Source organism: Acinetobacter chengduensis, assembly GCF_003664645.1.
Taxonomy (GTDB): Bacteria; Pseudomonadota; Gammaproteobacteria; order Pseudomonadales; family Moraxellaceae; genus Acinetobacter; species Acinetobacter chengduensis.
Window position 1 is genome coordinate 1 of record NZ_RCHC01000080.1, and the last position, 311, is coordinate 311.

Sequence of the window (311 nt, forward strand, 5' to 3'; positions counted from 1 at the left end):
AAAGATGGAGGCATTTTAATTTCAGCCACTGCGGGTGCGAGTTCTTGTAGACGCTTATGAATTGCATCCAACAATGGCTTACGTTGCTGTTCGCTCCATGGCTTGGTGTATCGAGTATGCGCATTTACTTCTGCAGGTGTATTTGCTTTGGCCACGCCATCGAGCAATTCACTTAAAGCTTTTTGATATTCAATTTCTGCAGTCTCGGCTAACTTTTTCTCAGCTACTGACTTTTCGGCTTCCTCTTGTAACCGTTTAAGCTCATCTACACTCAAATTTTCAGAAGCAGGTTCAGCTTTAGGTTGGTCGAA

At 43.4% G+C, this 311-nt stretch carries 1 pseudogene; it reads right to left on the reverse strand.

Annotated features, from left to right (window positions below):
- A pseudogene (locus tag D9K81_RS18550) lies at nt 1-311 on the reverse strand (hypothetical protein); the annotation flags it as partial.